Annotated in this window: 1 protein-coding gene; it reads right to left on the bottom strand. The window is 38.8% G+C overall.

What is annotated here, in order from left to right; all coding sequences use genetic code 11:
• Positions 1-68: 68 nt before the first annotated feature.
• Positions 69-436 (bottom strand): transglycosylase family protein (locus tag L987_RS04970; protein ID WP_047503302.1); only part of this gene is annotated, 368 nt, incomplete at its 5' end.

Below are 436 nucleotides of genomic sequence, written 5' to 3'. Positions count from 1 at the left end.
AAAAAAGCTGAGACATATATGTCTCAGCTTTAAATATTTATCTTAAGTTCATTACTACACTTAATTTTTTATGCAGTAACCCATTGTGAAGCGCCTGCTGTGTTGTAAAGTTTAACAGCTGCTGCGTCTTGTACTGCTTCAGGTGCTTCTGTTGGTGATACACCTTGATATTCAGATGGTGCTACTGAATCCCATGTGCTTTGTAAGAATTGATATTTACCTGCTGCACCTGATGATGGGTTAACAGCTTTAAGGTCGCCGCCTGATTCACGTTGCGCGATTGCTTGTAAATGAGAGTTAACATTTACTGATGAACCTTCTGAAGCTTCACTTGAACTAGATTCATTTGAAGTTGATTCATTTGAGCTTGAAGTAGTTTGTGTAGTTGCTTCTTGTTGTGGTTGTTGTGTTTCTTCAGTTTGTGGTGCAGCTTCTT

It is taken from the genome of Staphylococcus sp. ZWU0021 (assembly GCF_000798895.1).
GTDB lineage: Bacteria > Bacillota > Bacilli > Staphylococcales > Staphylococcaceae > Staphylococcus > Staphylococcus saprophyticus.
This window is presented reverse-complemented; position numbering and strand designations above follow the sequence as displayed.